The organism is Globicatella sp. HMSC072A10 (assembly GCF_001811625.1).
Classification (GTDB): Bacteria; Bacillota; Bacilli; order Lactobacillales; family Aerococcaceae; genus Globicatella; species Globicatella sanguinis.
Genome location: NZ_KV805812.1, coordinates 1 through 416 on the forward strand (window position 1 = coordinate 1; position 416 = coordinate 416).

Consider the following 416-nt stretch of genomic DNA (forward strand, 5'->3'; position numbering starts at 1 on the left):
TCAAGAATCGCTAAGCTGGCTTGATATTTCTTGTCGCCTTCATATTTTTCAAAGAGTTCGTTTTTAACGATCCGGGCAATCTTAATATCCTGAATACGAAACAGTGCCTTGATGTCTTCTTTAAATTCTTTGGTCTCTTTTTTCGGTGTTTTATCTAAGATATTTCTTAAGAAGTGAACCTGACATCTTTGCCAAGAAACATTCAGGAAGTTTTCCTTAATTGCTTTTACTAGACCCGTGTGTGCATCAGATATGACCATTTTAAGGCCATTTAGGTCTCTTTCTTTTAAGTGGTTAAAGAAACGAGACCAAGAGTAATCACTTTCGCCATCACTGATGTCAAAACCAAGGAGTCTTCGTTTTCCTTCTTCACTTATCCCAATAGCGATATGGCATGCTTTGGATACAACCTTATG

1 protein-coding gene is annotated in these 416 nt (G+C 37.3%); it reads right to left on the minus strand.

Features of this window, described 5'->3' with window-relative positions; all coding sequences use genetic code 11:
• On the minus strand, nucleotides 1–416 hold a 416-nt coding region (locus HMPREF2811_RS09775), incomplete at both ends, for a transposase (protein ID WP_210386577.1).